The 26,348-nt window shown below is 73.6% G+C and carries 22 protein-coding genes; 8 read left to right on the top strand and 14 right to left on the bottom strand.

All coding sequences use genetic code 11. The features are described from left to right. Positions 1 to 530 precede the first annotated feature (530 nt). A complete protein-coding gene (locus LX15_RS20625; protein ID WP_253671254.1) occupies positions 531 to 1,433 on the bottom strand; it encodes an SCO4651 family lipoprotein in 903 nt (300 codons plus the stop codon). A 169-nt stretch (positions 1,434 to 1,602) separates the two neighbouring features. On the opposite strand from LX15_RS20625, the gene LX15_RS20630 reads away from it, so the two are divergent. Continuing rightward, complete coding sequence (locus tag LX15_RS20630; protein WP_253671255.1) at positions 1,603 to 2,202, top strand: DUF4291 domain-containing protein; 600 nt, start codon at positions 1,603 to 1,605, stop codon at positions 2,200 to 2,202. Between the two features lie 683 nt (positions 2,203 to 2,885). On the opposite strand, the gene LX15_RS20635 is transcribed toward LX15_RS20630, so the two are convergent. Together LX15_RS20635 and LX15_RS20640 are read right to left on the bottom strand one after the other, a co-directional pair. Continuing rightward, positions 2,886 to 4,169: a geranylgeranyl reductase family protein gene (locus tag LX15_RS20635; protein WP_253671256.1), complete on the bottom strand. Its 1,284-nt coding sequence runs from the start codon at positions 4,167 to 4,169 to the stop codon at positions 2,886 to 2,888. 169 nt (positions 4,170 to 4,338) lie between these two features. Next, on the bottom strand, positions 4,339 to 5,085 hold the full coding sequence (locus tag LX15_RS20640; RefSeq protein WP_253671257.1) for a demethylmenaquinone methyltransferase: 747 nt from the start codon (positions 5,083 to 5,085) through the stop codon (positions 4,339 to 4,341). Positions 5,086 to 5,274: 189 nt separating this feature from the next. Here LX15_RS20640 and LX15_RS20645 point away from each other — a divergent pair, with 189 nt between their 5' ends. Then, positions 5,275 to 6,168 (top strand): inositol monophosphatase family protein, encoded by an 894-nt coding sequence (locus tag LX15_RS20645; protein ID WP_253671258.1) that lies wholly within the window; start codon positions 5,275 to 5,277, stop codon positions 6,166 to 6,168. A gap of 724 nt (positions 6,169 to 6,892) precedes the next feature. On the opposite strand, the gene paaE is transcribed toward LX15_RS20645, so the two are convergent. The 6 genes from paaE to LX15_RS20675 form a co-directional block, all read right to left on the bottom strand. Further along, complete coding sequence (gene paaE / locus LX15_RS20650; protein ID WP_253671259.1) at positions 6,893 to 7,990, bottom strand: 1,2-phenylacetyl-CoA epoxidase subunit PaaE; 1,098 nt, start codon at positions 7,988 to 7,990, stop codon at positions 6,893 to 6,895. After that, a complete protein-coding gene (paaD, locus tag LX15_RS20655; protein WP_253671260.1) occupies positions 7,991 to 8,518 on the bottom strand; it encodes a 1,2-phenylacetyl-CoA epoxidase subunit PaaD in 528 nt (175 codons plus the stop codon). Positions 8,519 to 8,769: 251 nt separating this feature from the next. Further along, positions 8,770 to 9,684 (bottom strand): 1,2-phenylacetyl-CoA epoxidase subunit PaaC, encoded by a 915-nt coding sequence (gene paaC / locus LX15_RS20660; protein ID WP_253671261.1) that lies wholly within the window; start codon positions 9,682 to 9,684, stop codon positions 8,770 to 8,772. A 9-nt stretch (positions 9,685 to 9,693) separates the two neighbouring features. Next, on the bottom strand, positions 9,694 to 9,987 hold the full coding sequence (gene paaB / locus LX15_RS20665) for a 1,2-phenylacetyl-CoA epoxidase subunit PaaB (protein ID WP_253671262.1): 294 nt from the start codon (positions 9,985 to 9,987) through the stop codon (positions 9,694 to 9,696). Further along, positions 9,984 to 10,976: a 1,2-phenylacetyl-CoA epoxidase subunit PaaA gene (gene paaA, locus LX15_RS20670; protein ID WP_301304959.1), complete on the bottom strand. Its 993-nt coding sequence runs from the start codon at positions 10,974 to 10,976 to the stop codon at positions 9,984 to 9,986. Before paaA ends, paaB begins: the two co-directional genes overlap by 4 nt. Positions 10,977 to 11,219: 243 nt before the next feature. Then, positions 11,220 to 11,795, bottom strand: coding sequence for a DUF3592 domain-containing protein (locus LX15_RS20675; protein WP_253671264.1), 576 nt, complete (start codon positions 11,793 to 11,795; stop codon positions 11,220 to 11,222). A gap of 244 nt (positions 11,796 to 12,039) precedes the next feature. Here LX15_RS20675 and LX15_RS20680 point away from each other — a divergent pair, with 244 nt between their 5' ends. Together LX15_RS20680 and LX15_RS20685 are read left to right on the top strand one after the other, a co-directional pair. Further along, positions 12,040 to 13,275, top strand: coding sequence for an isochorismate synthase (locus LX15_RS20680; RefSeq protein WP_253671265.1), 1,236 nt, complete (start codon positions 12,040 to 12,042; stop codon positions 13,273 to 13,275). Between the two features lie 91 nt (positions 13,276 to 13,366). Continuing rightward, positions 13,367 to 13,819, top strand: a complete 453-nt coding sequence (locus tag LX15_RS20685) for a VOC family protein (protein WP_253671266.1) — start codon at positions 13,367 to 13,369, stop codon at positions 13,817 to 13,819. 304 nt (positions 13,820 to 14,123) lie between these two features. Here the strand turns inward: LX15_RS20685 and LX15_RS33190 are convergent, their stop codons facing one another. The 3 genes from LX15_RS33190 to LX15_RS20700 all read right to left on the bottom strand — a co-directional run bounded on the left by LX15_RS33190 (position 14,124) and on the right by LX15_RS20700 (position 17,381). Beyond that, entirely contained in the window at positions 14,124 to 14,972 is an 849-nt protein-coding gene (locus tag LX15_RS33190; RefSeq protein WP_253671267.1) for a CAP domain-containing protein, read from the bottom strand. A 224-nt stretch (positions 14,973 to 15,196) separates the two neighbouring features. Further along, positions 15,197 to 16,513, bottom strand: a complete 1,317-nt coding sequence (locus LX15_RS20695; protein WP_253671268.1) for a sensor histidine kinase — start codon at positions 16,511 to 16,513, stop codon at positions 15,197 to 15,199. Positions 16,514 to 16,700: 187 nt separating this feature from the next. Continuing rightward, positions 16,701 to 17,381 carry a response regulator transcription factor gene (locus LX15_RS20700; RefSeq protein WP_253671269.1) on the bottom strand — a complete coding sequence of 227 codons (681 nt, stop codon included), beginning with the start codon at positions 17,379 to 17,381 and terminating at the stop codon, positions 16,701 to 16,703. Positions 17,382 to 17,694: 313 nt separating this feature from the next. Here LX15_RS20700 and LX15_RS20705 point away from each other — a divergent pair, with 313 nt between their 5' ends. After that, a complete protein-coding gene (locus LX15_RS20705; protein WP_253671270.1) occupies positions 17,695 to 18,255 on the top strand; it encodes a hypothetical protein in 561 nt (186 codons plus the stop codon). A 123-nt stretch (positions 18,256 to 18,378) separates the two neighbouring features. Here the strand turns inward: LX15_RS20705 and LX15_RS20710 are convergent, their stop codons facing one another. Beyond that, on the bottom strand, positions 18,379 to 19,944 hold the full coding sequence (locus LX15_RS20710) for a M1 family metallopeptidase (RefSeq protein ID WP_253671271.1): 1,566 nt from the start codon (positions 19,942 to 19,944) through the stop codon (positions 18,379 to 18,381). A 321-nt stretch (positions 19,945 to 20,265) separates the two neighbouring features. Further along, positions 20,266 to 21,948 carry a 2-succinyl-5-enolpyruvyl-6-hydroxy-3-cyclohexene-1-carboxylic-acid synthase gene (gene menD, locus LX15_RS20715; RefSeq protein WP_253671272.1) on the bottom strand — a complete coding sequence of 561 codons (1,683 nt, stop codon included), beginning with the start codon at positions 21,946 to 21,948 and terminating at the stop codon, positions 20,266 to 20,268. Between the two features lie 86 nt (positions 21,949 to 22,034). Between menD and LX15_RS20720 the strand changes: the two genes are divergently transcribed. From LX15_RS20720 to LX15_RS20730, 3 genes are all read left to right on the top strand, one after another. Continuing rightward, entirely contained in the window at positions 22,035 to 22,946 is a 912-nt protein-coding gene (locus LX15_RS20720; RefSeq protein WP_253671273.1) for a 1,4-dihydroxy-2-naphthoyl-CoA synthase, read from the top strand. Positions 22,947 to 22,989: 43 nt separating this feature from the next. Next, positions 22,990 to 24,300, top strand: a complete 1,311-nt coding sequence (locus tag LX15_RS20725) for an AMP-binding protein (protein ID WP_372502764.1) — start codon at positions 22,990 to 22,992, stop codon at positions 24,298 to 24,300. A gap of 198 nt (positions 24,301 to 24,498) precedes the next feature. Next, entirely contained in the window at positions 24,499 to 25,728 is a 1,230-nt protein-coding gene (locus tag LX15_RS20730; protein ID WP_253671274.1) for a DUF8814 domain-containing protein, read from the top strand. The last annotated feature ends 620 nt before the right edge of the window (positions 25,729 to 26,348 follow it).

Genomic DNA, 26,348 nt, shown 5'->3' on the forward strand with positions numbered 1-26,348 from the left:
ACCCGAACGCCACTCACAAGCGACCCTAGGAGGGCGATCGCGTTCACCCTTGGTGAGGGTTCCCTAACTCCCTGCATAGCTTGTGAACTGGTTCACGAGCTGTGCGCAGGCAGTCTACGACGCGAATCGTGGCTAACGTCACCACCCCTCCCGGACCTGTCCAGTGGGCGGCGTCACACCAGCTCAGGCCACTTGTGATCTCGCTCACGAGTGGTCCGGACCACCCCCGGACAGCCGAGCGCCCATTACCCCAGGTGGCGGGTTCGCACAACCCGCCAAACCCGGCATTCACCCCCCACCATCGGGCGAGGGGTTTTGTCAAGTCCCGAACGGCCCGACCCGCCACCACCCAAGGCCCGTCGTCCCCGCCGGCCCTTGACCCCCGGCCTCACACCGTCTCCCCGACGCCGACGTGCCGGGAGCGTGTCCCGTGAGCCCCCTCCACGGGCGGAGCGCGTGCCCTCCGCCCGCCCGAACGCGCGACGGCCGCCGGGCCCACGAGGGGTCCCGACGGCCGTGGCGGCGTCAGCTCACTTGCCGGACTTGTCCAGCTCCCGCTCCAGCTCGGTGATCTTCTTGTCGATCTCGGCCATCTGCTTCTCGTAGGCCTCCTGGAACCCGGGGATCTCCGGGAACTCGGCGACCTGCTCGGCCGGCGGCACCGTGACCTCGACCGGCTTGCCCCAGTCGGTGTAGGTGCCGCTGAACTTCGCCTCCATTGGCTTGTCCGCCGTCTTCGGCGCGGGCACCGTCATCTCGAACCGGACCGGGAGGTTCTCGGCGTTCACCCAGAAGGTGGTGTGGAAGGCGCCGACACCGGCCTTCTGCAACGCCAGGGCGCCCAGCTTCTCCATCCGGTCCTTGGCGTTGGCCCGCAGCACCTTCGGGTCGAACTCGACCTCGTAGCGGGTCAGGTCCTGCCCGTCCCGCTTCTCCTGCTCGGTCTTGAGGATCTTCGCGCCCTTGGGCAGCGACTTCTCGAAGTCCGTCACCTGGGAGACGCTGTCGAACGCCTTGCCCATCATGGCGGCCAGCGGGTTGTTGGACCTGGTGTCCAGCTTCAGCCACGACTTGCCCGGCTCAAGCTCGTCCGGCCCCTTGACGTAGACCACCTTGTCCTTGGCGAGCATCCGCATCTTCTCCGGGGTGCCCTTCTCCACGGACTCCACCTGGCAGTCCATGGCCTCGGCGCTCGCCCCGAACGCCACGGAACAGTCACCCGACATCTTCTCGTCGCCGGCGGCCATCTCGAACCGCATCCGCGCCGAGTTCTTGCCCTGCGTGGCCTGCTTGAAGCCCGCGGACAGCGCCTCGACCGTCTCAGCGGTCCTCGGCTTCGGGGCCTCGGCCTGCGGAGCGCCGTTGCCACCCCCGCAGCCCACCAGCATCACCGACGCCGCCACACCGGACAGCACGAGACCAGCACGACGCACAGCAGTCCCCCTACCTGTGGTTCCAGGAAACGGACCGCCCCCGACCGGGGCGGCCGTACCCGAAGTATCTCCACACGGGGCAAATCCGTTACCGCCGCTCGCCCCCGCCCGTTCCCCCCTCCCCCGAAAAACCCTTGACCGTAGCAGCGGGCACCCACAACCTACAGCCGTGAATGAACGTGAAATCCGGGCACGGTTCGACAACGAAACCGTCACGGTCTACCAGGCCTACGGCCACGAGATCGCCGACCGGGCACTCGCGGCCGGCACCTTCGTGGCCCCGTTCAAGCCGGACCGGATGACCTGGATCAAACCCTCGTTCCTCTGGATGATGTATCGGTCTGGATGGGCCACGAAATCACAACAGGAACGTGTTCTGGCTATCGACATCACCCACGACGGTCTCCGCTGGGCGCTGGAGAACTCCTGCCTGAGCCACTATTCCGACCGGGTCCACTCCAGCCATGAGGCATGGCGCGCCCAGCTCGCCGCCAGCCCGGTCCGCGTCCAATGGGACCCCGAGCGCGACCTGTGGCTACGCCCGCAACCGCACCGCGCGATCCAGATCGGCCTCGGCCCCGAGGCGAGCCGTCGCTATGTCGACGAATGGATTGTCCGCATCCGCGACGTCACCCCGCTCGCCCACGAGATCCACGCCCTCGTCCAGGCCGGCGACACCACCACCGCGACCACCCGCCTTCCCCACGAACGCCCACTCCTCTCACTGGGTCGCGGTGCCTACCGCGGTTTGGAGATACCGCGGGCGTAAGGCAAGTCCAGCTTTTCCACGCGGCCGTGTGAGCGCACCCCACGCCTTACCCACCGCAGACCCAAGGGTTTTGATCCAGTTTTCGATCTCCCCACTCACCCCTGAATCGAGGTTCTTCCGACGGAGGAGTCGAAGCCGAACCAGGAGAGCCTCCGGATCCGCCACGGAGCCGAGCAGGTTCAGCGACGCACACACGATTTTGGGGTTCGCGTCGAGCAGATCTTGGTACGCGACGTCGACCACCTCGCGCAACGCCGCTTTCCGCGCGGGCAGCACCGGAACGCGGTTTCCGTCCCGGTCGACGACCAGGAGCGACTCATCGGCCGGCTCCGACCACGCGATCTCTCGCCGAGCCGCGGGGTCGACGTGAAGACGTACGGTCGGGCCTCCCCCGTCGCGCAGGGGATCAGACCGCCCTCCATCCCCAGGTCGTACGGCTGGCACGGCGGAGCGGCCGCCGCCGCGCTGGGCGCGGTCGCCACCAGGCCCGCCACGGCCACCGTCGCCAGCAACACCGGAGCCGCCGCGCTGGGCGCGGTTGCGCCCGAACAGTCGCGCCACCTCGGTCCCCCTCGTCCCGCCCGCCCGACGAGCACCGCCGGGCGCGCTCCTCGATACCCCGGACAGGCTCACCGACCAGCCCGTCCGGAACAAGGAGCCGTAGGGCGTAACGGGGGATGGGGTCAGACGCTGGGGGCGAGGCGGGTGGCGGTGGTGATGGCCCGGTCGATCAGGTCACCGTCCCTGGCGTCGTAGAGGTTGGCCAGGAGCTTGAGGACGACCTTCATGAGCGGGGTCACCGGCAGCCCGTAGCGGGTCGCGGTGCGCATCACCACGGGCTGGCCGATGAGCCGGCTGAAGATGTTGCCCAACCGGTAGTAGCCGCCGAACCGCTGACGGAGCGCGGACGGGTAACCGGCAAGCGCGCGCTCCCGGGAGACGCCGTCGGCCCGGGCCAGCGCGTGCACGACGCACTCGGCGGCCAGCCGCGCCGACTCCATGGCGTAGGCGATGCCCTCCCCGTTGAACGGGTTCACCATGCCGCCGGCGTCACCGACCAACAGCAGCCCGGAGCGGTAGTGCGGGGTCCGGTTGAAGCCCATGGGGAGCGCGGCGCCACCGACCTTGCCGATGGCGTTCTCCTCGCGCAGGCCCCACTCCTCGGGCGTGCCGTCCAACCAGGACCGCAGCAGCGCCCGGTAGTCGATCTTGACGTTGCCGGCGGCGGTGTTGAGGCTGCCCAACCCCACGTTCACGGTGCCGTCGCCCATCCCGAAGATCCACCCGTAGCCGGGCAGCAGCCGGGGCTCGCCGGGCACGGAGCGGTCCCACAGCTCCAGGTGGGACTCCAGGAAGTCGTCGTGGGTGCGGGGGCTCGTGTAGTAGCGCCGCACGGCCACGCCCATGGGCCGGTCGTCGCGCTTCTCCAGCCCCACGGACAGCGCCAGCCGCGCCGAGACGCCGTCGCAGCCGAGCACGAGGGGGGCGCGGTAGGTCACGGGCGCGCGGTCCGGCCCGGTCTTCGCGGTCACGCCCACGACCCGGCCGGTGCGCTCGTCGGTGACGGCCCCGGTGACGGTGGTGTCCTCCCGTAGCCGCGCTCCGGCCCGCTCCGCGTTGCGGGCGAGCAGCTCGTCGAAGTCCTGCCGGGGCCGCACCACGCCGTAGGGCGGGAAGCTCGCCAGCTCGGGCCACGGCAGCTCGACGGTCACCCCGCCGGCGATGACCCGCAGGCCGCGGTTGTGCAGCCAGCCGGCCTCCTCGCGGGTGTCGATGCCGAGGTCGATGAGCTGCTTGACGCCGCGGGGCGTCAGACCGTCGCCGCAGACCTTCTCCCGGGGGAAGGTGCTCTTCTCCAACAGCAGCACGTCCACCCCGGCCCTGGCCAGGTAGGTCGCGGCGGTCGCGCCGGCCGGACCGGCGCCCACCACGATGACTTCCGCGTCCTCGCCCGGCCCCCTGCGCATCGCGCCTCCCTCTCTCGCGGGCCCCACGTCCGCGGGGTACCCACGTCGGGCCGGCGTCCACGGTGGGACGAGCACGTGCCGCACCCGAACGCCGACTTGTGAACGCTTTCACGAAGTCCCTGGCGCCGGAGTTTAGCGATCCTCACATCTGACCGGGACGCGGTCGCCGTCACTCCGCGGCGGGCCGCCCGGCCTTCCCCGCGTCGCCCTGTCCCTCCGCCGGGGCGGCCGGCTCCGGCTTGACCGCCCGGTGGAGGGCCACCGAACCGCCCATCAGGTTCCGCCACGCCACGTCCCGCCACCCGGCGGCGTGAATGATCTCCGCCAGCTCCCGCTGCGCCGGCCACTCGGCGATCGACTCGGTGAGGTAGGCGTACGCCTCCTGGTTCGAGGTGACGATCCCGGCGACCCACGGCAGCAGCTTCAGGTAGATCTGGTAGCTCCAGCGGAACGGCTGCCAGGTCGGGCGGGAGAACTCGCAGACCACCATGCGGCCGCCGGGCCGCGTCACCCGCGCCATCTCGCGCAGCGCCGCCTCGGTGTCCACCACGTTGCGCAGCCCGAAGGAGATGGTCACCGCGTCGAAGCTCTCGTCGGCGAACGGCAGGTGCAGGGCGTCCGCCGCCACCATCGGCACGCCGCGGTGCCGCCCCTGCTCCAGCATGCCGAGGGAGAAGTCCGCGGCCACGCACCAGGCCCCGGAGTGGGCCAGCTCGACGGTGGACACGGCGGTGCCGGCGGCCAGGTCCAGCACGCGCTCGCCCGGCTGGAGGTCCAACGCCCGGTGGGTCCTGGTCCGCCACCGCCGGTCCTGCCCGAAGGAGATGACCGTGTTGGCGAGGTCGTACCGCCGCGCGATGTCGTCGAACATCGCGGCGACCTCACGCGGGTCCTTGTCCAAGTCCGCCCTGACCACCCTCGCAGCCTACGACCGCGCCGGAACCGGGTCGAAGCTGGCCGGTGGCGGCCAGGACCCCGGCGCGCGCGGCGTCCGCCCGACGCCGGCGTGACGGCGGGCGGAACGGCGGGCCAACACCCGCCTCCGCGACGGCAATTCACTTCGGTGTCGCGTCGCGGACACCCGCGAGGGTCATCCTTGGGAGGCATGACCGCCCTGTTCTCCCGTCCGGCCCCGCCCGTCGACCCGGTTCTGGTCTCACGGGCCCTCGAGGTCGCCGGGCGACTGGCCAACGACGCGGCCGACGTGATCTCCGCGACCGCGGGGCGCGGCGCGCGGCCGGGCCTGAAGGAAACGCCGTTCGACTGGGTGACCGACACCGGCCGCACCCTGGAACGCCACACCCGACGGGTGCTCACCAGCGAGTTCGACATCCCGATCGTGTGCGAGGGGTTCGGCGTCGAGCCCCCGCCGGTGGCCGACGGGGCCTCGCCGTTCCGCTGGCTGGTGGACCCGGTCGACGGCACGTCGAACTACCTCGCGGGCCTGCCGTGGTGCGCCTACAGCCTGGCCCTCGTCGACGCGCACGGCCCGGTGGTGGGGGTCGTCGCCGACCCGTACCGCGCGCAGATCTACGCCGCCGCGCGGGGCAGGGGGATGCGGGCGAACGGCACGCCGGTCCGGCTCCAGGGCAACGCCGAGGCACGGGGCGGCATCGTCTGCGCGGAGCTGACCCGCGGCCGGTTCTGGCCGGGCATGGACACGTTCACCGAGCGCGCCGCGGCGGCCCACTGCGCCGTGCGCGTCCTCGGCTCGGCCGCGCTCGCGGTCACGCAGGTAGCCCTGGGCCACGCCGTGGGCGCGGTGCTGGACGACTACCACGAGTGGGACGTGGCCGGCGGGCTCGGACTCGCCCTGGAGTCCGGCGCGGTCGTCCTCAACCGCGACGGCGAGGCCGACCCGATGCCGCGCGACGGGCTCCTGGTCGCCGCGCCCGAGGTGGCCGCGCGGGTCCTCGACTGGTGGCGGGCGGCGGAGGACGGGGCGCGGCGCGACCCCGGCGGGCCGAGCCTGCCCCGTCAGGTCAAGGCGCTGCCCTGACGGCCTGGCACCGTGCCCTGGCACCATGCCGCCGGGTGATTGTCGCCGTGTGATTGTCGCCGTGCGCTTGTCGCAGTGGGCGGGCCGGTCCTGGGGGTGTTGATGCCGGACACCACGCGGACACGCGGCAGTGGCTCGCGCCTCGGGGAGCGAGGACGCATTTCTTTTGATCTGTACAGGGTTTAGTAAGGGGGAACCCCCCATTTCCAGCATCTCGCGCAGCACTGACAGTTTCGGTCCTGATGAGCGGCCTCGGCTGGGTGAAGTCGGCGGGCGAGAGGAGTTGAGCGCCCAGAGACTGCCGGACCGGTGGGGGTCGATGAAGATCTCCTGATCGCCAGCACCCATGGGCGCGTTCCGGTCCGCGACCCTCTCCCCTGTCCCTGTCTGTCTTCTGTGGACGAAGTACGTAGTCCTTTGTGGACACTGGCGCCGGCCCTCGCGCGCGACTACAGCGCTGAAGTAAGGGGGACCCCCACTTCTAACGTCTCACGGAGGTCTGACAGAAAGGCCGGCGCGGAACACGTCCGAGGCACTGGAGGGCCGGGAAATCACCCACCCGGTGACATGACGGCTCCGCTGGCCTGCCGGGCCAGTCACCGGCAGGCCCGCTGGCAGTTGCCTGCGCCGTCCCCGCGAGGAGCAAACAGACGCGGCTCCGCCGTTCTACACAGCCCGGCTGGCAGAACGGCGGAACCGGCCCCGGAGGGAGGCGCTCGCCGGCTCAGGCGTCGTAGTCCACGACCACCCGTTCGGTGACCGGGAGCGACTGGCAGGTGAGGACGAAACCCGCCGCGACCTCGTGGTCCTCCAGCGCGTAGTTGCGTCGCATGCGCACCTCGCCCTCCACCAGGCGCGCCCGACAGGTGCCGCACACGCCGCCCTTGCACGCGAACGGCAGGTCGGCCCGCACGCGTTGGGCGGCGTCGAGGATGGGTGTGCTCCTCGGCAGCGTGAGCGCGGTCTCCCTGCCCTCCAGGAGGACGACCACCTCGCTCGCTGGTCCGTCCACTGTGGACTGCTCGTCGTGCCGGACCGGCTCCGGCGGAGGCTCGTCCACGTAGAACAGCTCGTGGTGGACCCGCTCCCTCGGCACGCCGCGCTCGGCGAGCACCGCCTCGGCGTCCCGCACCATGCCGTACGGCCCGCACAGCCACCACTCGTCCACGTCGGCCGCGGGCACCACCGTGGCGAACAGGCGCCGCAGGCGGTCCGCGTCCAGCCGCCCCGAGAACAGCTCGACGTCCCTGGGCTCCCGCGACAGGACGTGCACGAGCTGGAGCCGCGACCGGTACCGGTCCTTCAGGTCGGCCAGCTCCTCGGCGAACATCACGGTGTCCGTGCGGCGGTTCCCGTACAGCAGGGTGACGCGGTTCCCCTCGTTCGCGGCCAGCACGCTGGAGACGATGGACAGCACCGGGGTGATGCCCGACCCCGCGGCGACGAGGCAGTGGTGGGCCGGCGCGTCGAGGTCGGGGCAGAACCCGCCCAGCGGCGGCAGGACCTCCACGACGTCGCCCGGCCGCACCGAGTCGACCAGCCACTCCGAGAACAACCCGCCCTCGACGCGGCGCACCCCGATCCTCGGCGCGGCCCCCACGGGCGCGCAGATCGAGTAGGAGCGGCGCTCCTCGCGGCCGTCGACCCGGCGGCGCAGCGTCAGGTACTGCCCGGCGCGGAAGTCGAAGTCCCCGGCCAGCTCGGCGGGCACGTCGAAGGTCACGGCGACGGCGTCCGCGCACAGGCGGTCCACCCCGGCCACGGTCAGCTCGTGGAAGGTCGACCGGCGGGCGGGGCGGCGGGTCAGCGTGGGCGCGGCCACTCAGATCTCCTTCACGTGCTCGAAGGGCTCCCGGCAGTCCTGGCAGCGACGCAGCGCCTTGCACGCGGTGGCCCCGAACCGGGACAGCTCGACGGTGTTCGGCGAGCCGCACCGGGGGCACGGCACGGTGGCCGACGGCGGGTCGAGGCGCAGCGGGACCGGGCCGGCCGCCCGGGGGCCGAGGCGGGCCGGCGGCGCGATGCCGTGTTCGGCGAGCTTGCGCCGCCCCTCCTCGCTGATCCAGTCGGTGGTCCACGCGGGACTCAGCGCCGTGCGGACCTCCGCGTCGGGGAAGCCCTCCGCGGCGAGGCGGGACCGCAGGTCGGCGCGCATCTCGTCGAGCGCGGGGCACCCCGAGTAGGTGGGCGTGATCGTGACGACGACCCGTCCCGCCTCGGCGCAGACGCCCCGCAGGACCCCGAGGTCGGCGAGCGTGAGCACCGGCAGCTCGGGGTCGCGCACCTGTTCGGCGACGAGCCGCGCCCGTTCCACGTCCTCGACGGACAACCCGGAAGACGCAGCGGACACAGACGGTCCGTGTGACACAGAGGACACACACGGCTCAATCGGCCCGTCCGACACAGAGGACGCAGACGACACAACCGGCCCGTCCGATACAGATGACACAGAGGACACAATCGGCCCGTCCGACACAGATGGCGCAGACGACGCGGACAACCCAGCCGGCACGGTCGACCCGGCCGGGCCAGACGACGGGGACCGCGCGGACCGCGCGGACCGCGCAGTCGACGAGGGCGGTTCGGGCGGAGCCATCGTCCTCACCACACGGCCTGAGGATGCGAGCGGGCGACGTGCTGCATCTCGGCCAGCAGGTAGCCCATGGGTTCGGTGTGCACGCCGTGCCGGCCGGCCAGCCCCGCGACGGCGGGCAGCGGCGCGACCTCGGGCCGGTCCAGGCCGGCCGCGGCCAGCACCTGGTCGAGCACGTCGTCCACCACGGGCCGCAGGGAGCCGGGGTCGACGGCGACCCCCGCCTCGGCGAGCCTGGCCTCCACCGGGTGCGCGGTGAACAGCTCGGCCAGGAACGGCCACACCCGGTCCAGGCCGGCCCGCATCCGCTCCCGCGAGAACTCCGTGCCGTCGCCCAGCCGCACGGTCCACCGCGCGGCGTGGTCCCGGTGGTAGGCCAGCTCCTTGAGCCCCTTGGCGGCGATCGCGGCGAGGACCGGGTCCCCGCTGGTGGTCAACCGCTCGAACAACGCCAGCCGCCAGCAGGAGAAGAGCAGCAGCCGGGCGATCGTCTCGGCGAAGTCGCCCCGCTCCTGCTCGACCATGCGGACGTTGCGGAACGCGCGCTCGTCGCGGAAGTAGGCCAGCGCGTCCTCGTCGGGGACGTGCACGGGCGCCGCCGCAGGACGCACCGCCGGGTCCACCTCGCCGGCGCGGGTCAACGACATCCGCGCCTGCCCCAGCAGGTCCAGCGCGATGTTGGCCAGCGCGACGTCCTCCTCCAGCTCGGGCGCGTTGGAGCACCACTCGGAGAGCCGCTGCGCGAACACCAGCGCGTCGTCGCCGAGCATCACGCAGTAGGCCGCGAGGTCTGCTCTGTCCACATTGGACGGGATATCGCGGCCGACCCCGGCGAGGGCGTCCGCGAAACCCGTGCCGAACGCCCAGTGCCCGCTGTCGTCGTGCCCCTCGGTGAGCGACTCGTAGGCGTTGTCCCAGCTCATCGCGCCGCCTTACAGGTGGGGGACGTCGTCGGGGATCGCGTAGAACGTGGGGTGGCGGTAGACCTTGTCCCCGCTGGGCGCGAAGAACGGGTCCTTCTCGTCCGGGCTGGACGCGGTGATCGCGTCGGCCGGCACGACCCAGATGCTCACGCCCTCGTTGCGGCGGGTGTAGAGGTCCCGCGCGTTGCGCACCGCCATCTCGGCGTCCGGCGCGTGCAGCGAGCCCACGTGCACGTGGTTGAGCCCGCGCTTGCCGCGCACGAACACCTCCCACAGCGGCCACGACGACCTGGTCTCGCTCATGCGGCTCCCTCCGTCCGCGCGGTCACCGACAGGGCCGGCCGGCCGGTGGCGGCGCGCTTGCGGGCGTGGGCGGCGGCGGCCTCGCGCACCCACGCGCCCTCCTCGTGCGCCCTGCGCCGGTGGGCGAGGCGCCGCGCGTTGCACGGCCCGTCGCCCTTCACCACCCGCCAGAACTCGTCCCAGTCCGGCTGGCCGAAGTCGTGGTGGCCGCGCTCGGGGTTCCACCGCAGCTCGGGGTCGGGCAGGGTGACGCCCAGCTTCTCCGCCTGCGGCACGGTCATGTCGACGAACTTCTGCCGCAGCTCGTCGTTGGTGTGCCGCTTGATGCGCCACCGCATGGACCGCTCGGTGTTGGTCGACGCCTCGTCCGGGGGGCCGAACATCATCAACGCCGGCCACCACCAGCGGTCCACCGCGTCCTGGACCATGGCGCGCTGCTCGGGGGTGCCCCGCATCATCGTCATCAGCAGCTCGTAGCCCTGCCGCTGGTGGAACGACTCCTCCTTGCAGATGCGGATCATCGCCCGCGCGTACGGGCCGTAGGAGGTGCGGCAGAGGGGGACCTGGTTGCAGATGGCCGCCCCGTCCACCAGCCAGCCGATGACGCCGACGTCGGCGAAGGTCAGGGTGGGGTAGTTGAAGATGGAGGAGTACTTCTGCCGGCCCTCGACGAGCTTGCGGGTCAGGTCCTCGCGGTCGACGCCCAGCGTCTCCGCCGCCGCGTACAGGTACAGCCCGTGCCCGGCCTCGTCCTGCACCTTGGCCAGCAGGATCGCCTTGCGGCGCAGGCTCGGCGCCCTGGTGATCCAGTTGCCCTCCGGCTGCATCCCGATGATCTCGGAGTGCGCGTGCTGGGCGATCTGGCGCACCAGGGTGCGCCGGTACGCCTCCGGCATCCAGTCCCGTGGCTCGATCCGCTGCTCGGCGTCCACCGTGCGCTGGAACCGGCGCTCCAGGTCCTCGGTCTCCCGCTCGGGGGACGCCGCCAGCTCGGCCCGCTCGGTCACGGCCCACCTCCACCGATCCGGCCCATCTCGATGTTACAGGCGAACACCGATCATTGGCGGAAGTGTTACATCGAGGGGCCTGCCAGGGGAAGGGGTCGCGGCGATGTCGCCGGGGACGCGAGGGGGACAGGGCGCGGTCGCGCCAGGAGCCGCGCCGGAGAACGACCGGCGAGGTCCGACGACGTGTGACGCCTGACGGCGTCCGACGCCGTGGGGGAGGAAGGGTCAGCGCGCCGAGCGGCGCAGCCACCAGACGAGGGGAACCACCACGAGCCAGATGCCGAGCACCGTGGTGCCGGCCGGCAGCAGGGCGATGCGGAAGTCCCGTCCGGCCACCCTCACCAGCTTGTCCGGCTGGGCCGGGTCGTACTCCACGCGCACGAGCTGCCCGGTCTGGAGCCCCTCCGGGTAGAGCACGCCCAGTGACGGGCTGTACACCGCTCCGTCCGGCGTGGTGTAGCGGACCACCGTCCGGGGGAAGGAGACGAGGACGACCTCGGCCGTGGCCCGGCCCGGCTCGGGGCGCTCGATCGCGCGGTCGTCCAGCCAGCAGCCGATCACGAGCAGGACGCACAGCGCGCTCAGGACCGTGCCGACCGTCACCAGCGCCGCGGCAGTCACGCGCCGCCAGCCGCGCCGGGTCCGTGCGCGCGGAGCCGGCCGCTCGTCCACAGGCCCCTCCCGCGTCTCGCGCACCACCTGGTCAGGGGCGGCCGGCGGAGGGGAGCCGTCCTCGACGGTCTCCGCGGGAAGCCCCGGTCGGCCCCGCGCCGTGGTCCCGGCCCCCGCTGTCTCCGCCACGTCCGCCGAGTGTAGGGGCGGGCCGGCCGGCCCGGTCGCGGAGCCGGGTGACAGCGCCGGTCGACACCCGTCCGCGGCGGTTCCCGCAGGTCCGGTGACCGTCGGTGTCGGCCTGGGGTGGCCGGCGTCGCGGGCGCGCCGGCGCGCCGTTCCTCGTCGTTCCCCGTCGGCGCGTGCTTGGCCTGGGCCACACACGGCCGGGGGCGGCCGGGGCGGGGCGGGTCCGCGCTCCTACCCTCGCGGCGTGTCCTCGGTCCCGGCCCCCACTCCCGGCGGCGGGCCACGTGCCCGAACCCGCGTGCTCCCCTCCCCCGCCGACCTGCTCGCCGCGCTGCCCGTCCCCACGGACGTCCTCGCGTGGGTGCGGAACGGGGAGGGCCTGGTCGGCTGGGGCGAGGTCGCCCGGTTCGAGCCGGAGGGCCCCGGCCGGTTCGCGGCCGCCGACGCCTGGTGGCGGGAGTTCGCGGCCGAGGTCGACGTCCACGACGAGGTGGGCCTGCCCGGCACCGGCCCCGTCGCGTTCGTGAGCATGGCGTTCGCGGACGAGCCGGGACGCTCCGTGGTGGTGGTCCCCCGGGTGGTGGTCGGACGGCTGGGCGACACCACCTGGATCACCGAGTTCGAGCCGGCCGGCCCCGCGGCGCGGTCGCTCCCGGTGCGCCGGCCGTCGGTCCTGCGGTACGCGGAGGGCGAGCTGTCGGTCCCCGGCTACCGGGCGGCGGTGCGGGCCGCCGTGGAGCGGATGCGCGCCGGCGAGGTGGCCAAGGTGGTGCTCGCCCACGACCTGACGGCGCACGCCGAGGAGCCGGTCGACCAGCGGTTCCTGCTGCACAACCTGGCCGCCCGCTACCCGGGCTGCTGGACGTTCGCCGTCGACGGGCTGGTGGGCGCGACCCCGGAGCTGCTGCTGCGGCGGCAGGACGGCCGCATCGCCTCCCGTGTGCTGGCCGGCACGACCTGGCCCCGCTCCGACATGACGCTCGACGCCCTGGCCGACGCGCTGCTGTCCTCCCCGAAGGACCGCGCCGAACACGCCTACGCGGTGCGGTCGCTCGCCGAGGCGATCGCCCCGTTCTGCGCCGACCTGTCGGTCCCCGACGAACCACACGTGCTCCGCCTGCCGAACGTGCTGCACCTCGCCAGTGACGTGTCCGGCCGCGCCGTCGGCCATGCCTCACTGCTCCGGCTCGCCGAGGCGGCGCACCCGACGGCGGCGGTGGGCGGAACCCCCACGCCGGACGCCCTCCGGCTGATCGCCGAGCTGGAGGGGATGAACCGGGGCCGTTACGCGGGGCCGGTCGGCTGGGTGGGGGCCGACGGCGACGGCGAGCTGGGGATCGCGCTGCGGTGCGCCGAGGTCGATGGCGACGTCGTGCGGATGTTCGCCGGCTGCGGGATCGTCGCCGACTCCGATCCTGACCGCGAGGTGGAGGAGGCCGAGGCCAAGTTCCGGCCGATCCGCGACGCGCTGGAGGGATGAGCCCGCCGCGCCCCTGCCGTGATGATCACGCTGGTTCGGCCCGGTCCCGTTGTTACGGTCGCGCCCGGAGCGGGCCGGACGAGGAGCGACAGTGCGAGACAGCGACAAGGTGGGCCGGACAGCGGAGACCGAGCGGTGGCCGGCCGCCCTGCCGGCGGTGCGGGTGCGGGTGGCGCGGCCGACGGACCGGCTCGACGAGGTGGTCCGCTTCTACCGCGACGGCCTTGGCCTGCCGGAGCTGTTCCGGTTCAGCGGGCATGACGGCTACGACGGGGTGATGCTCGGGTTGCCGGGCGCGAGCTACCACCTGGAGTTCACCTCGCACGTCGACGGCAGCCCCTGTCCCGCGCCGACGGCCGACAACCTCCTGGTCCTCTACTTCGACGGCGAGCGGGACCGGGACGCCGTGGCCGCCCGGCTCACCGCGCTCGGCCACCCCGTGGTGCCGTCGGAGAACCCGTTCTGGGACAAGCACGGCGCCGTGACGGTCGAGGACCCGGACGGCTGGCGCGTGGTGCTCGCGACCACCAGGGCGTTCGGCTGATCTCCACGCCGCCGCGCTCGGCCCGTTCGACGGGCTGACCCGGCCCGCTCCGGTCCCGGCCCCCTCGGGCGGGCGGGACGCACGACCGCCGTGGCGCGCGGGGAGGCCGCCGGGCCCTCGCTCCGGCGGCCTCCCCGTTCGGTGTCGGCCCGACCCGCGGCACCGTCCCACTCGGGGGAAGGGGACGCCCACGCGGGCCGCGGGCCGGACCGGTGCCCCGTCGGGCGCTGGGAGCGCGCCCGGCCGGACACCTACCGGATCACTGCCCTCGCCGGAACGCTCCGGGGGCGACTTGGGCAGGGGATCACCACCCGAAGTTCTGGGTCCAGTAGATCCGGTAGCTCCCGCCGCGGGCCATGCCCACGCCGAGGCTCTTGAGGTCGCAGTTGAGGATGTTGGCGCGGTGGCCCGGCGAGTTCATCCAGCCCCGCACCACGTCCTCCGGCGTGGACTGGCCGGCGGCGATGTTCTCCGCGCCCGGGTTGGGGTAGCCGGCGGCCCGGATCCGGTCGGCGAAGCTCCTGCCGTCCAGCGACCGGTGGTCGAAGTAGTTCCTGGACGCCATGTCGACGCTGTGGCCGCGTGCGGAGGCGTTGAGCCGGTCGTCGATCCGCAGCGCCGGGCAGCCCGCCCGCTGGCGCTCCGCGTTGGTCAGCTCGGCCACGGCGCGTTCCTCCTCGCTCATCGAGGGATTCGTCGGTGCGGGCCGCGACGAGGAGGACGCCGGTCGCGGGCGGGTGGGTCCCGTCGCGACCGTGGTGGCGGGGCCGGGGCGGGCCGTGGCGTCGGCCGACCCGGACGGGCCGTGCGGGGCGGACGGCCCTGACGGCTCAGCCGGCTCAGCCGGCTCAGCCGGCTCAGACGGCACGGACGAGGCCGGGGACGAGCTGGACGGGCTGGGTGTCGCGCTCGCGCTGTCGCTCGGGGGTGTGGTCGAGCCGGACGGGGCGGGGGTGGACGAGAGGGCGGCGGGGGCCGGGGCGCTCGCCGCGGGGTCGACCGGGGAGCCGGAGCCGCCGCCCACCGTCGGGGCCGTCGGGTCGCAGGCGGCGGTCACCAGCACCAGGCCGGCCACCAGCGCGCCGAACGCGACCCGGCGGCGGCCGAGGGGCCGGGCCGCGCGCACGCCGGGCAGAAGTCGGTGTCGGAGCACGAGTCGTCCTTTTCGCGTCGGGTTTCCCTCGAGTTCCGCGCGCCAATTCCCCGGGCGCCCAGACGGCGCGCGCCGGTTGTTCGCGCAGCCCACCCCCATGGGCGGCGAATGGTGGCGTCAACGGAACCCAACAACGACGCTAGCGACGAAAAACGCGGTTCACGACGGTGCTCGACTTATTTATGGAGCATTTAAGGAAACGCTGAGCCGCCGGTAAGACAAGATCATTCGGCGGGTGCGGGAGCCGGCTGACGGCCGCGGGGACCGCCGCCGAGCACCAGCCGGAACCGCGCGCCGCCGAGGGGTCCGCGCTCCACGTGGAGCGCCCCACCGGTGCCGCGCGCGAGCCGGTCGACGATGTCCAGCCCGAGCCCGGTGGAGCCCCGCCCGCTCGCGCCCCTGCGCACGGCGGCCTTCGGGTCGCGGACGCCGGGACCGGCGTCGTCGACGGCGATCGTCACCCGGCCCGGCTCGGCGTGCAGCGAGACCGCGAAGGCCACGCCGTGCGGGGTGTGCCGGAAGATGTTGCTGAGCAACGCGTCCGTCGCGGCGACGAGGTCGGCGCGGGAGACGGGGACGGTCACCGGCCGGTCCACCCCGCGCAGCCGCCACGGCCGCTCCTGGTCCTCGGCCAGGGCGGACCAGAACGCCAGCCGGTCCCGCAGGACCGAGGCGGCGTCGCAGCCCTCCTCGGCGCGCTCGGCCAGGCCGCCCCGCGCGGTGCGGATGATCTCGTTGACCTCGAACTCCAGCGCGTACACCGACTGCCGCACCTGGTCGGCCCTCGGGTCCCTGCCGAACGCCTCCGCGTCGAGCAGCAACGCGGTCAACGGCGTGCGCAGCCGGTGCGAGAGGTCGGCGACGAACTCCCGCTCCGCCCTGAGCAGGGTGGCCACCCGCTCGGCCATCGCGTTGAACGCCGCGCCCACCTCGGCCAGCTCGCGCGGCCCGTCCACCTCGACCCTGGCCTCGGTGTTCCCGCTGCCGATCTCCTTCGCGCCCGCCGCGAGGGTCGCGACCGAGCGGACCATGCGGGAGCCCAGCCGGTCGGCGACGAAGACCGAGCACGCGACGAGGCCGAGGGCCACGCAGGACAGCACCAGCCACGCCGTGCCCACGCCCCTGGTCAGCTCCTCCTCCGGCACGAACGCCTCCACCACGGCGGTCCCGTCGTGGCCGAGCAGGATCGGTTGGAGCACGACCTGGCCGCCCGGCGCGGACGTGGTGTACGAGCGGCCCTCGGCCGCGGCCACGGCCGGCTGGTGCGAGGGCACCCGGCTGGCGCCGAGCACGGTGCCGCCCGGCAGGTGCACGACGAGCCGGCCCGCCGAGCCCATCGGGGTGCTGGCCACCGCGCGCCGGAGCTGGGCGGCGTCGGTGGTGATCACCAGGACCGGGGCCAGCGCGCTGGCCTGCCGCTCGGCCTCGGTCAGCGCGCGGTCCCTGGCCAGCTCGCCGACGACCAGGCCGAGGGGCAGCAGGAACGCCAGCGCGACCATGGACGTGACGGCGAGCGCGAGGGTGGCGAGGCTGCGTCTCACGCCCGGCCCGCCCCCGTCGCCGTCAATCTGGTCGGCCCTGTCGTTCCCGTCGGCTCTGCCGATCCGGTCGGCCCTGTCGTTCCCGTCAGCTCTGCCGATCCGGTCAGCCCTGCCGATCCGGTCAGCCCTGCCGATCCCGTCGTCCCGGTCCCTCCCGCCCGGGGGCGCGCCGAGGCCGCTGGAGCCGTCACCGGGGCGCCACCAGCTTCACGCCCACCCCGCGCACCGTGTGCAGGTATCGGGGCTGGGCGGCGCGTTCCCCGAGCTTGCGGCGCAACCAGGACAGGTGGACGTCGAGGGTCTGGTCGTCCTGCCCCGCCGGCAGCCGCCACACCTCGGTGAGCAGCGTGGCCCGCTCGACCACCTGGCCGGCCCTGGCCGCCAGGTAGGCGAGCAGGTCGAACTCCTTGCGGGTCAGGCTCAGCGGCCGCCCGTCCAGCTCGGCCTCCCTGCGCCGCACGTCCACCCGCAGCCCGCCCACCTCGATCGGCCCCGGCTCCCGCGCGGGGCGGGCGCGGCGCAGCACGGCGGACAGGCGCGCGGCCAGGTGCTCGCTGGAGAACGGCTTGACCACGTAGTCGTCGGCGCCCGCGTTGAGCAGCCGGACGATCTCCGCCTCGTCGTCGCGGGCGGTGGCGACCACGACGGGGACGTCGCAGACGCCGCGGATCATGCGCAGCGCGTCGCTGCCGTCGAGGTCGGGCAGCCCGAGGTCCAGCACGACCAGGTCGGGCCGGTGCGTGGTCACCGCGCGCAGGGCGTCGAGGGCGGTGCCGACGGGCAGGACCACGTGGCCGTGCTCCCGCAACGCCCGCAGCACCGCGGCGCGCACCACCACGTCGTCTTCCACCAGGAGAATCGCGGGCACCCCCGTACGCTACTTCGCGCGTCGAGGGCGGGGCCAGGGCCGCTCTTTCCTCCGACCCCGGCCAGAATTGACGTCACAAAACGCCCGTTCGCCCCCTCCGTGAAGCGGTGAAAGATTCCCTGCTCAGAAGGGGACCGCTATCCGGAATAGCGCGATATCGACGGGCGCGGGAGGGGCGGCGGTCGATCACGGCGGCGCCGGTTCGAATAGGCTCCGACGCGGCCGAGGGCCGACGCCCCGGCGGTGGTGTCGCGGTCGACGCCCGCGCGTCGGCGGCGCCCAGGCGACGGCCGGCGGGATGAGGTGGGTGTGGGTGCGCATCCGGTACGTGGCGGCGTGGCTGGCGGTGACCGCATGCGCCGTGGGCCTGTCCTGGCTCGGTGTGCGCTCGGTCTTCGGCGCCACCCTGCCGCAACGCTTCGACCTGCACGCCGGGCTCGCCGCGCCCACGCACACGGTGGTGCTCACCACGTCGGACACACCGACCCCGACGCCGACCAGTGCCAGCCCCACACCCACGACCACGCAGGCGACCACCACCACGGCGCAGGCCACGACCACACCACGCCGCACTCCCGACCGCCCCACGCCGACACCCCAGAAGCCTCCCCAGGAGGGCGCGTGGGTGCAGGAGGACGGGCGGCAGGTCTACCTCCGCAGCTTCGGCCTGAAGGGCGGCACCGCGGGCGTCCGGTTCGCCGAGACCGGGGTCGAGGCGGTCTCGGCGACCCCGGGCGCGGGCTACTCCGCGCAGGTGGAGCGGCGCGGGCCGCACCTGGTCGTGGTCACCTTCCGCTCGGCGGCGGGCGCCTCGTCCCGCCTGGAGGCGAGCTGGACCGGCGGCCCCTACTGGCAGGTGACCGAGAGCCGTTGAGGTGCTCCCGCTCCCGGCCTCGCCCCAGATCCCGACCGCACCCCGGTTCCACGACGCCGACGGCCTCCCGCCCGGTTCGGCGAACCGGGCGGGAGGCCGTGCGTGCGGGAGTCCGCCAGTCCGTCACCTGCCCGCGCCGTGCTGGCTGTGCAGGGTCTCGTGGGTCTGGCGGATCTTGTCGACCGACTTGGGCTTCGCGGGCAGGGCCGGCGCCGCGTCGCCGGCCGAGGCGGCCGCCGCGAACTGGCTGGCGGCCTGGGCCGCGCTCGCGGCCACCCCGCTCTGCTCGCCCACCGAGGGCCGGCCCTTGGTGAACAGCCAGGTCTGGAAGAGCTTGTCGAGCTTCTTGCCCGAGATCTTCTCCGCGAGCGCGACGAACTCCTCGATCGTGCCGTTCTGGTACTTCTTCTTGCTCACCCAGTCCTTGATGATGGCGAAGAACGCGCCGTCACCGACCTCGGTGCGCAACGCGTGCAGGGTCATGGCGCCCCGGTCGTACACCGCGTTGTGGAACACCTGGTTCGCGCCGGGGTCACCCGGCAGGACCTGCCAGAACGGGTCGTCGGCCGACCGGGAGGCGTACTCGTAGTCGAACACCTCCTGGGCGGTGCCCTCGCCCTTCGCCTCGGACCACAGCCACTCGGAGTAGGTCGCGAAGCCCTCGTTCAGCCACACGTTGCGCCAGGTCTGGACCGACACCGAGTCGCCGAACCACTGGTGGGCGTTCTCGTGCACGACCACGTAGGTGTTGGCGCCGGCGCGGAAGAACGCCGGGCTGTAGGTCGGCCGGGTCTGGTTCTCCAGCGCGAAGCCCAGCCCCTCCTTCGGCACGACGCCGCCCTGGGCCTCGAACGGGTACTCCCCGTAGAGGTTGACCAGGAAGTCGAGCACCTCCGGCGTGCGCTCGATGCTCGCCTTGGCGGCGCCCTCGACCTCGCCGAGCCCCTGCGCGTAGGCGGTCACGAACGGCTGCCCGTTGTGGCCGGTCTTGGTGTTGATCTCGTACTGGCCCACGGCGAGGAACGCCAGGTACGTGGCCATCGGCTTGGTGCTACGCCAGTTCCAGCGCGTCCAGCCGTGCTGCGTGGGACTGCTCTTGAGCACGCCGTTGGACAGCACCTCGGTGCCCTGGGGCACCGCGACGGAGATGTCGAACGTGGCCTTGTCCGTCGGGTGGTCGTTGCCGGGGAACCACCACGACGAGATGTGCGGCTCGTCGATGGCCACCGCGCCGTCGGAGGTCCTGCGCCACGCGGTCTGGCCGTCCACCTTCACCTGCGACGGCGTGTCGGCGTAGTCGACGACGATCGTCAGCAGGCTGTCGCGGCGCAGCGTCGTGGCCGGCGTGACCTGGAGCTCCTTGCCCTTCTGGGTGAAGGTGCGCACGGGCGCGCCGTTGACCCGGATCGAGTTGACCTTGAGCGCGAAGTCGAGGTTGAACCGGGTGAGGTCCTGGGTCGGCCGCGCCACGATCGTCGTCGTGCCCTGGAGGCGGTCGTCCGAGGGCTGGTACTTCAGCCGGATGTCGTAGTGGGTGACGTCGTACCCGCCGTTGCCGTCGGTGGGGAAGTACGGGTCCCCGACGCCCGCCGAGCCCGGCCCCTCGGTCCCGGCGCCCGCCGGCAACGCCAGCAGGGCGAGTGCGCAGGTCGCCGCGGCGGCGACGCGGAGGGTGTGTCTCACGGCCACGTGCTGAACCTCCCAGTCAGCTGGTGCGTGCGGCCGAACGTATCGAGCGCCGTCGAAGGTCGCCACCCTCCGTACGTTGGTGGTCACGGAGTGGGACGAACCTGGTCGATCTCTGTTTCCGCAGGCCAGCGCGGTGCCACTGGGGAGGAGGGGCGGACGTGGGCGGCCGCGACCGGTCGTGGCGGCGCGCCGGGCCGTGCGCCCGTGGCTCGTCCGTTCGACGCCTCCCTCCGCGCGGGGAGCCCGGGAGGAGAACGCCGGGCGGTCAGGCGCGACTCCGCCAGGACCCGCGCGCGGGGTACTGACCAGGTTCGCGAACGTTCAGCCGACCAGGGCGGCGCGGACGGCGGAGCGCACGCGCTGGTGCAGCTCCCGCAGGTGGGAGCGGTCAGCGCGGACCTCGACCACGCGCAGTCCCGGGGCCGGCCGCAACGCGTCGCGCAGCTCCTCCTGGGTGGTGGCCGCCACGTGCGGCACGCCGTGCGCGGCGCAGAGGGCGGACAGCCGCACGCCGTGCGGTGTGCCGAACACGCGCTCGAACGGGCGCGCGTGCTCCGGGGCGCCCTGTTCGAGCAGGGAGAAGATCCCGCCCCCGTCGTCGTTGAACACGACGATCGTCAGGTCGGGCCGGTCCTCGTCCGGGCCGATCAACAGCCCGTTGCTGTCGTGCAGGAAGGTCAGGTCGCCGAGCAGGGCGTAGGCCGGCCCCTGGTGGCCGAGCGCCGCGCCGACGGCGGTGGAGACCATGCCGTCGATGCCGGCCACGCCCCGGTTGCGGAGCAGGAGCACGTCGGGCCGGGGATGGGCGGCCAACGCCACGTCCCTCGTCGGGTTCGACGAGCCCAGGACCAGCATCGCCCCCGGGGGGAGGGCGTCGACCACCTCGCGGGCCACGTGCAGGCCGGTCGGCCACGGCTGCGCGTCCAGCGCGGCGTGCAGGGCGACGCTGGCCGCCTTCTCCGCCGCCTGCCACGCGGCCAGCCACTCCGGGTCCCGCTCCCCGAACGGCGCGCCCAGGGCCTGCCCGACCTCGCGGACGTCGTGGCCGGGCGCCGGCCAGTCGTTGCCGTCGTGCACGAGGTAGACGTCCACGTCCGGGTCGGCGAGCAACCGCTGGACCTGCCGGAACACCGTGGGCCTCCCCACGCACACCACCTGGTCGGGGTGGTGCTCGGCGAGGAACTCCTCGATGCCCAGCAGCCAGGCGCCGGTGCTGATCGCGTTCGGCCCGCCCAGGCCGACCCCGCCGGCCTCGGACAGCACCGGCCACCCGTGCTCCTCCGCCCAGCGCACGGCCAGCCGGGGCTGCCCCTCGCACACCAGCACCACACCGCGCCCCTCACCCGGGCAGACGAGGCTGGGCGCGGCGAAGTGGTCGGTCACCTCGGTCCACGGCAGGCCGTCCCGCCGACCCTCCAGCGACTCGCACCACTCGCCGGGGCCGTCCCCCGGCTCCGGCACCAGCGGGTCGCGGAACGGCATGTTGAGGTGCACCGGCCCCGCCGTGGTCCACCAGTCCCCCCGTGCCGCATGCCACGCGCGACAAACCTCACTGCGCCAGTAGGAGTTCTGCCCCGGGCGCCGCTCGGCCACGGCCAGCTCGGCGAACAGCCGGACCGCGCCGCCATAGAGGCGGTGCTGGTCGACGACCTGGTTGGCGCCGGCCGCGCGCAGCTCGGGCGGCCGGTCGGCGGTGAGCACGACCAGCGGCACGCCGGACCGGTCGGCCTCCAGCACGGCCGGGTGGAAGTTCGCGGCGGCGGTGCCGGAGGTGGAGCACACCACCACCGGCCGCCGGCTCTGGGCGGCCAGGCCGAGCGCGAGGAACGAGGCGCTGCGCTCGTCGATGCGCACGTGCAGCCGGAGCCGGCCGGCGTCAGCCGCCTCGTACAGGGCGAACGAGAGCGGGGCGTTGCGCGATCCCGGGCTCAGCACGACGTGACGCACGCCGTTGCGCACCAGCTCGTCGACGACGACCCGGGCCTGCGCCGTGGAGGGATTCACCAGCACCACCCCGTGCCGGCGGACCACCGGAGGGCCGGTGGTGCCGCGGCGACAAGAGTGGGGGACACACCCCTATCCTCGCAGGCGTGCCAGAGCCGCAGGTCTCCGAGCTGTTCGACCCCGCCGCGTGGAAGCCGGTCGAGGGGTTCGACTTCACCGACATCACCTACCACCGGGCGGTGGACCAGGGCACGGTGCGCATCGCGTTCGACCGTCCCGAGGTGCGCAACGCGTTCCGGCCGCACACGGTGGACGAGCTGTACCGGGCGTTGGACCACGCCCGGATGAGCCCGGACGTCGGGTGCGTGCTGCTCACGGGCAACGGCCCCTCGCCCAGGGACGGCGGCTGGGCGTTCTGCTCCGGCGGCGACCAGCGGATCCGCGGCCGCGACGGCTACCGGTACGCCAGCGGTGAGACCGGCGACACCATCGACCCGGCGCGGGCCGGCCGGCTGCACATCCTGGAGTGCCAGCGGCTGATCCGGTTCATGCCGAAGGTCGTCATCGCGGTCGTGCCGGGGTGGGCGGCCGGCGGCGGGCACAGCCTGCACGTGGTGTGCGACCTCACACTGGCCAGCGCGGAGCACGCCAGGTTCAAGCAGACCGACGCCGACGTGGGCAGCTTCGACGGCGGCTTCGGATCGGCCTACCTGGCCCGGCAGGTCGGCCAGAAGTTCGCGCGGGAGATCTTCTTCCTCGGGCGCGCCTACTCGGCCGAGGAGATGCACCGGATGGGCGCGGTGAACGCGGTCGTCCCGCACGCCGAGCTGGAGGCCACCGCGCTGGAGTGGGCGCGGGAGATCAACGGCAAGTCGCCGACGGCGCAGCGCATGCTCAAGTACGCGTTCAACCTCATCGACGACGGGCTGGTCGGGCAGCAGCTCTTCGCCGGGGAGACGACGCGGCTGGCGTACATGACCGACGAGGCCGTCGAGGGCCGCGACGCCTTCCTGGAGAAGCGCTCGCCCGACTGGTCGCGCTTCCCCTACTACTACTGATCGTGTTCCCGTGACCAGGTCCGTGCGGTCCGAGGCCCGCGAGCTGCGCCCGCTGCCGGTGCCCACCGGCGGTGGCGCGCTGCTGCTGTCCCCGCTGCGCCGAGCGCTCGCGGGAGAGGGGCCGGCCGTGCTGCCCGTGCCGGCCGACGACCGCGCCGCGGCGGACCGGCTGGCGGCCGCGCTGGGCGGCGGTCCCTTGGCGGCGGACGAGGACGGGGACGACCCGACGGCCCTGGTCGTGGCGACCTCGGGCTCGACGGGCGAGCCGAAGGGCGTGCTGTTGTCGGCCGGGGCCCTCCGCGCCTCCGCCGACGCCACCCACGCGCGGCTGGGCGGGCCGGGTCACTGGCTCCTCGCGTTGCCCGCGTGGTCCGTGGCGGGCACGCAGGTCCTGGTGCGTTCGCTCACGGCGGGCACCGATCCCGTGGTGATGGACACGTCGGGCGGTTTCCGTCCCGACGGCTTCGCCGCGGCGGCGGCGCCCCTGCTGGCCAGGCGAGGGCCGCATTACACGTCCCTGGTGCCCACGCAGCTCGCCCGCCTGGTCGCCGAGGGTGGGGCGGGACTGGCGGCGCTGCGCGCCTTCGACGCCGTGTTGCTGGGTGGCGCGGCCACGCCGCCCGCGTTGCGGGAGCGGGCGGAGGCCGCCGGCGTGCGCGTCGTCACCACCTACGGCATGAGCGAGACCAGCGGCGGCTGCGTCTACGACGGGATCCCGCTGGACGGGACGCGGGTGCGGCTCGCCGAGGTGACCGAGTTGGAGCTGGACGGGACCGAGCCCCACGAGTCCGTCGGAGGGGACGGCGGGGATTCCGTCAGCGCTTCCGTCAGCGCTTCTGTCGGGGACGTCGGAACGGTCGGCCAGATCGGCCGGATCGGCCGGATCGTTCTGGGCGGGCCCACCGTGGCGCGGGGCTACCGGGGCCGACCCGACCTCACCGCCGCGGCCTTCGGCGCGCCCCGCGACGGGTGGTTCCGCACCAGCGACCTCGGCCGCCGGGGCGACGACGGGCGGTGGGAGGTCCTGGGGCGGGTCGACGACCTGGTCAACACCGGCGGGGTGAAGATCGCGCCGGTCCTGGTGGAGCGGGCGCTCGCCGCCACGCCCGGCGTGCTGGAGGCGTGCGTCGTCGGCGTGCCCGACCCGGAGTGGGGCCAGGCCGTGGTGGCGGCGGTCGTCCCGGTGGACCCGGCGGACCCGCCCAGCGCGGACGCGCTGCGCGGCCAGGTCCGGGAGCGGGTGGGCCGGGCGGCGGCACCAAAAAGGGTGACCTTCGTTCGGGCGCTTCCGCTCCGTGGACCAGGCAAGGTTGATCGCACGGCGGTACGGCGTCTTTTCGCTCCAACGAAGTAATCACACCAGGTGATCGCCACCGGGTTTTGTCGCTTTCCGCACTGAAAGCGGCGGACGTTTTCCGCATTCCGGGTTCCCCGGCGGCCGGCCCGAGTTGCCGTTTCCCGGGGTCCGGATTCTCCTGACGAACGGTCGGGCGTCGGCCGTGGGGCGCGGCGCGCGACCGTACCGAAACCGCCAGGAACGGAGCCGTCTGCCATGCGAGTCGTTGATGTGCCATGGCATCGTGTGCTCCCCGCGCTGGTGGTCGGCGTGCTCGCGCTCCCGGTCTCCCCGCCGACGGCGTCGGCGGCGACGACCTGGGTCGCCGACCTGTCCAGAGTGGACGGCGACGACAGCGACGTCGTCGTCGAGCGGGGAACCGTGCGGTTGGCCGGCCGGGGCCGCGCGGACGTCGGCGTCCCCGGCGCGGGGCGCACCGGGATGATGGTGCTCCCGCCGCGCGGGTTCGCCGCGCCGGTCAACCGGATCGCCGCCGAGCTGGTCGGCGCCACCCCCCACGGCGCCGAACTGGCCGTCGACGTGCGGGGACGACGGCGCGACGGCCGGTGGACGGAGTGGGTCGAGGCCCGACCCGGCCACCCCGCCGTACTCGACGAGGCCACGAACACCGTGCAGGCGCGCGCGGTGCTGTCCGCCCCGGCGGGCGGCGCCGGTCCCGAGCTGCGCCGGCTGAGCCTCACCGCCGACGCCACCTCGACCACCCCGCGCGAGGGCGAGGAGGAGACCTCGTCGGAGGCCGGTGGGGACAAGCCGGGGCCGCCCGCGTCGTTCCGGGTCTACGCCACGCGCGAGGGCCTGGTGGGCGGCAAGACCGCCAACGGCCACATCATCGCCGAGCGGGACCACTTCGCCGCCCTGCCCTCCCGTCGGGGGCTCGCCCCGAGGGACACCGGCGACTACACGGTGAGCGTCTGCGCGGACAGCGGCCGGTGCGAGTGGGCGCCGGTGTGGGACGTGGGGCCGTGGAACACCAAGGACGACCACTGGAACGCCGACCGCGAGATGTGGCAGGACCTGCCGAGGGGCAAGCCCCAGGCGCAGGCCGCGTACGAGGACGGCCACAACGGGGGCAGGGACCAGTTCGGGCGCACGGTGCGCAACCCGGCGGGCATCGACCTGGCCGACGGGATGTTCTGGGACGGCCTGCGCCTCATGGCCAACGAGTGGGTCACGGTCACCTACGTCTGGACCGGCTCCGGTCCACGCGGGACGGTCAACGGCGACGACGTGATCACCGTGCACAGCCGTCCCCAGGTCATCCCGGAAACCGAGAACGGCATGGCCACGCCACGCGCCCAGGTCCCGATCGAGTGCGAGACCACGGGTGAGCACGCGGACGGCTCCAACAAGTGGCTGCGCATCGGCCACGAGCGGTTCGTCCCCCGGGGGAGGGTCGACGTCACCGGCGACGTCCCACCCTGTTGAGCCCGGGCGACGCTCGTCGTCATGACGCCGCTCGCACACCTCGTCGGCGCTCCGGCCGCCAGGCCGGACGCTCCGGCCGCCAGGCCGGAGCGCCGACGATGGTCTGGACGAGGGCCAGGGCCGGCGGTTCTGCCGCCAGGCTCGCCCTGGCACGAGGGGCTGGGCGAAGGCCGGGGCCAGACGCTCCACGCGCTGGGTCGCCGGACCGAGGCTCGGCGAGGGGCCGTGGGCCGGTGGTCCGGTCGTGAGGCCGAAGCACCACCGAGGGTCTGGGCGAGGCCCGGTGCCAGCCGGTCTGGGCCGAGGGCGGCGGAGCACGGCCGGCGGCCCGGGCCGAGGCCTGCGGAGCGAGTCGGAGCGGCAGCCCGGTCCGCAGTCGCTGTTCCGGTTCGAGGGCCGGTGGCCCGGTTCGGGGGTCGCTGTTCCAGTCCGGGGTCGCTGTTCCGGGTTCGGGGGTGGTCGCTGTTCCGGGCTGGGGGCCGGTGGTCCGGGTCCGAGCGGGCGAGGAGCCCCAGCGCACGATTCGAGTGTCAAAACGCCACAGGAGCGCGCGTTTCCAGCCACCCAGCCCGCGATTTCGCCCATAACAGTGTTACTTGGGGGAACCCCCAATATTTATG

Source organism: Streptoalloteichus tenebrarius, assembly GCF_024171885.1.
GTDB lineage: Bacteria > Actinomycetota > Actinomycetes > Mycobacteriales > Pseudonocardiaceae > Streptoalloteichus > Streptoalloteichus tenebrarius.